The following is a 5,498-nucleotide window of genomic DNA, read 5'->3' on the forward strand; positions in this document are numbered from 1 at the left end:
CCACGGCCGAGGAGCCGATTCACCGCGGGACGCACGCGCACGAAGTCCCGCACGCGCGCGGCGCCTGCGCCATAGGCCGCGAAGATCACGAAGGTGATCCCCATGAACGCCGCGCCGAGGCCTGCCATCCGCAGCACGCCGTCGGACGCTTCGACATCCACGAACATCGGCAGGAACACGAAGAAGAAGATCGTGAGTTTCGGGTTCAGCAGATTGACGAGGACCGCATCGCGGATCACGCGCCCGAACGACATCCCCGGCGCGGTGGATCCGTCCTCTGCCTCCGTGGTCGTCGCGAGCCCGCGCTCGTCCCGCCACATGCCCCAGGCCATGTAGAGGAGATACGCCACGCCCAGCCAGCGGATCACGTCGAACAGGACGGGGTTCGCCGCCATCACCGCGGCGGCGCCCGACAGCGCCAGCGCGAGGTGCGGCAGGATTCCCAGCGTGCAGCCGACCGCGGCGACGATCCCCGCGCGGACGCCCCGGGACAGCCCCGCGGCGATCGTGAACAGTGCGCCGCTGCCCGGGGTCGCCGTGATCACGATCGATGTCAGCAGGAAGCTCGTATCCATGCCCCCAGCCTGGATTGCGCCTGGACCGCACAGAAGATCCAAGAACGCACGACGGTCAAGGTCCAAATCACGTCTAGGCCACATCGCGGAGTGCCTGCGGAGCCTCGGCCCCCGTATCGGAGACCACGGCGCCGAGCCGGGAGCTTCACTGCCGCGGCCGACCGCTTCCACAGGCCGGATAGCATCGAGGCATGGCTTCTTTCGTCCGCACCGCGACCGATGCCGACCTCGCGAAGCTGGCCGGGATCGAGGACGAGGCCGACGCCGTCTTCACCCCCCTGTTCGGCGCGGCGCTCGCCGGCGATGCCCCCTCCGGCGTCGCTCGCGCGGCAGAGCCGGGCTTCGTCCTCGTCATCGCGGAGGAGGAGAACGGCGCACCCGTGGGCTTCGTGCACGTGCTCGAGGAGGACGGCCACGCGCACCTCGAGCAGCTCTCCGTGCTGCCTTCGCACGCGCGCCGCGGCCACGGACGCGAGTTGGTCGAGGCGGCGCTCGACGAGGCGGCCGACCGCGGCTACCGCGCCGTCACCCTGCGCACGTTCGCCGACGTGCCGTGGAACGCGCCGTTCTATGCCGCACTCGGATTCACGGAGGCCGACTCCCCCGACCACCCGTTCTATCGCGCGCTCCTGGACACCGAGGAGCGGATCGGGCTGAACGAGCTCGGACGCCGCGTGCACATGACGATCGACCTCTCCGGCGGCACGGAGATGGATGCGGAGGCGTTCGAAGAGCTCGTCGCGGACGAACTCGACCGCCTGCCGGATGAGATGGTCGAGGGCCTCGAGAACCTGGTCTTCGTCGTCGAGGACCGCCCGGAGGACGGCTCGCTCGACCTGCTCGGGCTCTACGACGGCCTGGCCGTCACCGAGCGCGGCAACTACGGCATGGGAGAGCTTCCCGACCGGATCATCGTCTACCGCGAGCCGCACCTCGCCCAGTGCGCCGGCGAGGAAGAGCTCCGCGACGAGGTGCACACCACCCTGGTGCACGAGATCGCGCACTACTACGGGATCGACGACGCGCAGCTGCACGAACTGGGGTGGGCATGAGCTCCCCTCTCCTCACTCCCGCCGTCGACGAGCAGCTCGACCTGCAGGCCGCGCCCGCCGTGCCCTGGGAGCTCGTCGTCTGGGACGATCCGGTCAACCTCATGAGCTACGTGGTGCGGGTGTTCCGGACGTACTTCGGCTATCCGAAGGATCGGGCCACGCGCCTCATGATGGCGGTGCACAACGAGGGTCACGCGGTCGTGGCGGTCGGGCCCCGCGAGACCATGGAGGTGCACGCACAGGCGATGCACGATTACGGGCTGTGGGCGACCGTGCGCCGGGCGGGAGAGTGAGCGGGATGACCGGATCCGGGATCCATGTGCCGATGCAGTCGATCGAGGCCCGGCATCTCGCCGAGCTCGTCGAGCAGTTCCTCGACCTGCTCCGCGAGACCGAGATCGGCGCGGACGCCGCTCTGAACCGCCTCACCCCCGCGGTGTATCCCGAGGACCCCGACGCGTCGGCCGAGTTCGCCGATGCGACCAGCGCCGATCTGCTGGACCGCCGCGCCGCCGACGCCCGCGTCGTGCAGGCCGGCCTCGGCTCTCTGGGCGAGGAACCGGAGCCGAGGGAGGAGCTGGTGCTCGCCCCGTCGGAGGTTGACGCCTGGCTGCGCACGCTCGCGGCGCTGCGGCTCGTGATCGCCTCGCGGCTCGGCATCGAGGACGACCCCGCGCCCGATCCTGACGATCCCCGACTCGGCGTGTACGAGTGGCTCGGCTACCGCCTGGATCTGCTCGTCGAGGCCGCGGACGAGCTCGACGGCGTCTAGGCGGTCACGGGATCGAGACCACGAGCGTGGCGAATCCGATCGGGTCGTCCCGTCGGATGTGCGCCACCTCCTGCTGGGCCCAGCGCTCCCAGTGCGGCCGGAAGAGCTCGCCGTCCCTGTCCAGGGCGCGCCGCTTGCGGCTCGTCTCGGGCGATTCCACCCACACCCGCACGTCGGCGATGCGCGCCGACCTGGGCGTGAGCGCGCCGCATCCCTCGAGGATCACGCCCCGCGAGGGGTCCACCGCGTAGCTCTCCGCGTACTCGCCGGCGTCCCAGTCGTAGCGCTGCCATGTGCCGACGAGATCGCGCCCATGCGGACGGAGGATCTGCTCATAGGCGCGCTCGGCCCCGGCGTCCATGCCGTCCCAGCCGGGATAGATCGAGTCCAGCGCGATCAGCTGCGGATCCGTGCGCAGCGGCCAGTGCTCGGCGAGCAGTCGTGCGAGCGTGGACTTCCCGGCGCCGCTGCGCCCGTCCACGAGCACCACCGGGTTCGACGCCTGCACGGCGCGCACGGCCTCGGCGATCCGCGAGACCGCCTCGCTCAGAGCACGTGCGACCGGATCGTCACTTCTTGAGGGCACGGATGATGCGGGAGATCGCACGGCCGGCCACCCAGACGAAGGGCACGGCCACGGCCAGCAGGGAGACGAGGTTCGGCTCGAACCGCAGTCCCTCCTCACGGCGCACGTACACGCCGAGCGGGATCGCGAACCCGCCACCGCCGCCGCCCTCGCCCTCGGCCGTCCCCTCGGCGCCGCCGGAGCCTCCGCCGAAGCCGGAGAGGGTCAGGGCGACCGGGGTGAACGACGCGCCGTCCACCTCCTGCGTCTCGCCGTAGGCGCTCTTGACGCCGAAGGACGCGGAGTTCTTGCCAAGCTCGAGTGCGATGTGCGGCATGCGTCCACGCTAGCCCACCGGCGCGACCTCGACCACCGGCTGCCGCCGCTCGGCGGTGCCTCTCCGGCATCGCGCCGGGATCAGTCCAGTCCGTGCGCGCGGGGATGGGGCGCGGCGCCTCGTCCCGCCCGCGCTCCCAGATGCCGGGCGCGCGTGACCATTCCGGATCCGAACTTCGCCTGCGCGCTGTCGAGCGCATCCTCCACGCGACGCCACTCGGCGTCGTCGTCCCACAGCCCCAGCGCCCCGCCGGCATCCGTCAAGCGCTCGGCGCGCACGCCCACCAGCCGGATGGGGTCCCGCCGGTCGATCGCCTCGAAGAGCGTGCGAGCCACCTCGCCGATGCGCTGGCCGACCGAGGTCGGCTCGGGAAGCGTCTGCGAGCGGCTCACCGTCGTGAAGTCCGAGAAGCGGATCTTGATCGCCACCGTCCCGGCCTCCCAGCCCGCCCTGCGCAGCCGTGCGGCGACCCGGTCCGCGAGGCGCAGCAGCTCGGAGCGGAGCGCCTCGCGGTCGGAGACGTCGATCTCGAAGGTCTCCTCATGCCCCACGCTCTTCTCGACGCGGTTCGTCTCGATGCTCCGCGGATCCCGCCCCTCAGCGAGCTCGCCCAGGCGCTGCGCGAGGGCGGGGCCGACCGCCCGCTCGAGGGCGGATGCGGGCGTGGCGCGGATGTCCCGGATCAGCCGGATGCCGCGCGACTCGAGGGACTCCGCCGTCTTGGGTCCGACGCCCCACATCGCGCGTACCGGCTTGGTGGCGAGGAAGTCGAGCGTGTCGGCGGCGGCGACGATGAGCAGTCCGTCGGGCTTCGCCATGGTCGAGGCCATCTTGGCGACGTGCTTGGTGGCGGCGACCCCCACGCTGCAGCTGATCCCCACCTCGTCCTGCACGCGCTCCCGGATCATGGCACCGATCCGCCCCGGGCTCCCCCAGAGCCGCCGCACCCCCCGCACGTCGAGGAACGCCTCGTCGATCGAGAGCGGCTCGACGAGAGGCGTGACCTGCTCGAAGATCGTCATGACCTTCTGCGACACGTCGCGGTACTTCGTGAAGTCGGGCGGCACGATCCGCGCCGTCGGGCAGAGCCGGACGGCCTGCGACACCGGCATCGCGGAGCGCACGCCGTAGCGCCGCGCCTCATAGGAGGCGCTCGAGACCACGGACCGGCCGTCCGGAGAGCCGATGATCAGCGGGAGCCCGCGCAGCGAAGGATCGTGCAGCACCTCGACGGCGGCGTAGAACGCATCCATGTCGACGTGCAGGATCCCCGTCCCGCTGTCGTCGGCCCCGGGCGCCGAGACGATCCGCCCCGATCCGTCGCCTCGTCCCATGCATCCATTCTCGCGGAGGCCGCCGACATTCGATCCCACACTTTTGACCGGTCGGTCAATCAGCGCGGTAGAATCAGTGGCGACCCCCATTCGGGAGCCATCTGACTGCAAGGAGGATGAGTTCTATGAAGAAGTGGACACGCTGGCAGGACTGGGTGGCCGTCGCCGCCGGACTGGTCGCGGTCGTGGCGGGCATCGTGATGACGCCCGGCATGGGCATGTCGATGACCATGATGATCGTCCTGGGCGTCCTGATGATCGCTGCCGGGGTATGGAGCCTCGCAGCTCCCGGTCTCGTGTCGATGGAGTGGATCCTCGCCGCGATCGGCGCGCTGCTGTTCATCTCCCCATGGATCGGCTCCTACGCCGGAGACACAGGGCCCGCCTGGACCTCGTGGATCTGCGGAGCCGTCTGCGTGGCGGCAGGGCTGTGGGCGCTGGTGCCCGCCGAGAAGGCCCACCGCTCCTCGCACGGCGGCCCCACGGCGGCTCACGCGTGACCTGCACGGTCGCACAGGGTGCGGGACGCTGGGAGACCACCGTCCCGCACCTTCATGAGGAGACGCCATGACCGAGAGCCCCGATGCCGGCGACGCCCGCACCCGCATCCTCGACGCCGCCGAGGCGCTGTTCGCCCGCCACGGGTTCGACGGCACGTCCACGGCCCGGATCGCGCACGCCGCCGCGGTGCCCAAGGGCCTGCTCTTCTACTACTTCCCGGCCAAGCCCGACATCCTCGGGGCGCTCATCGACGAGCGCCTGCGCACCGCCGCCCTCGATGCGGGACCGCTCGCGGTGCGCGGAGACCCCGTGCAGACGCTGATGAACGTGGGCGAGCGCGTTCTGCGCGATCGGGAGGCACC

9 protein-coding genes and 1 pseudogene are annotated in these 5,498 nt (G+C 71.0%); 6 read left to right on the forward strand and 4 right to left on the reverse strand.

The genetic code is table 11. From position 1 onward, the window contains the following. Positions 1–575 (reverse strand): LysE family translocator (locus B7X32_RS17820; RefSeq protein ID WP_292722684.1); only part of this gene is annotated, 575 nt, incomplete at its 3' end. Positions 576–766: 191 nt separating this feature from the next. Between B7X32_RS17820 and B7X32_RS17825 the strand changes: the two are divergent. The 4 genes and pseudogenes from B7X32_RS17825 to B7X32_RS17840 form a co-directional block, all read left to right on the forward strand. Beyond that, a pseudogene (locus B7X32_RS17825) lies at positions 767–1,165 on the forward strand (GNAT family N-acetyltransferase); the annotation flags it as partial. Between the two features lie 90 nt (positions 1,166–1,255). Beyond that, positions 1,256–1,627: a metallopeptidase family protein gene (locus tag B7X32_RS17830; RefSeq protein WP_292722703.1), complete on the forward strand. Its 372-nt coding sequence runs from the start codon at positions 1,256–1,258 to the stop codon at positions 1,625–1,627. Further along, complete coding sequence (clpS, locus tag B7X32_RS17835) at positions 1,624–1,920, forward strand: ATP-dependent Clp protease adapter ClpS (RefSeq protein ID WP_292722687.1); 297 nt, start codon at positions 1,624–1,626, stop codon at positions 1,918–1,920. Before B7X32_RS17830 ends, clpS begins: the two co-directional genes overlap by 4 nt. A 5-nt stretch (positions 1,921–1,925) precedes the next feature. Continuing rightward, positions 1,926–2,399, forward strand: coding sequence for a DUF2017 family protein (locus B7X32_RS17840; protein ID WP_292722689.1), 474 nt, complete (start codon positions 1,926–1,928; stop codon positions 2,397–2,399). Between the two features lie 4 nt (positions 2,400–2,403). On the opposite strand, the gene B7X32_RS17845 is transcribed toward B7X32_RS17840, so the two are convergent. The 3 genes from B7X32_RS17845 to dinB form a co-directional block, all read right to left on the reverse strand. Continuing rightward, positions 2,404–2,985 carry a hypothetical protein gene (locus tag B7X32_RS17845; RefSeq protein ID WP_292722692.1) on the reverse strand — a complete coding sequence of 194 codons (582 nt, stop codon included), beginning with the start codon at positions 2,983–2,985 and terminating at the stop codon, positions 2,404–2,406. Beyond that, positions 2,969–3,301 (reverse strand): hypothetical protein, encoded by a 333-nt coding sequence (locus B7X32_RS17850; RefSeq protein WP_292722694.1) that lies wholly within the window; start codon positions 3,299–3,301, stop codon positions 2,969–2,971. The genes B7X32_RS17845 and B7X32_RS17850 overlap by 17 nt, the downstream gene beginning before the upstream one ends. Positions 3,302–3,381: 80 nt before the next feature. Continuing rightward, positions 3,382–4,635, reverse strand: coding sequence for a DNA polymerase IV (gene dinB, locus B7X32_RS17855; protein ID WP_292722696.1), 1,254 nt, complete (start codon positions 4,633–4,635; stop codon positions 3,382–3,384). A gap of 125 nt (positions 4,636–4,760) precedes the next feature. On the opposite strand from dinB, the gene B7X32_RS17860 reads away from it, so the two are divergent. After that, the gene (locus B7X32_RS17860) at positions 4,761–5,135 is read left to right on the forward strand and encodes an SPW repeat protein (RefSeq protein WP_292722697.1); all 375 of its coding nucleotides are present in this window, start codon (positions 4,761–4,763) and stop codon (positions 5,133–5,135) included. Between the two features lie 67 nt (positions 5,136–5,202). After that, positions 5,203–5,498 (forward strand): helix-turn-helix domain-containing protein (locus tag B7X32_RS17865; protein ID WP_292722700.1); only part of this gene is annotated, 296 nt, incomplete at its 3' end.

The sequence above is a fragment of the Microbacterium sp. 13-71-7 genome (assembly GCF_002257455.1).
Classification (GTDB): domain Bacteria; phylum Actinomycetota; class Actinomycetes; order Actinomycetales; family Microbacteriaceae; genus Microbacterium.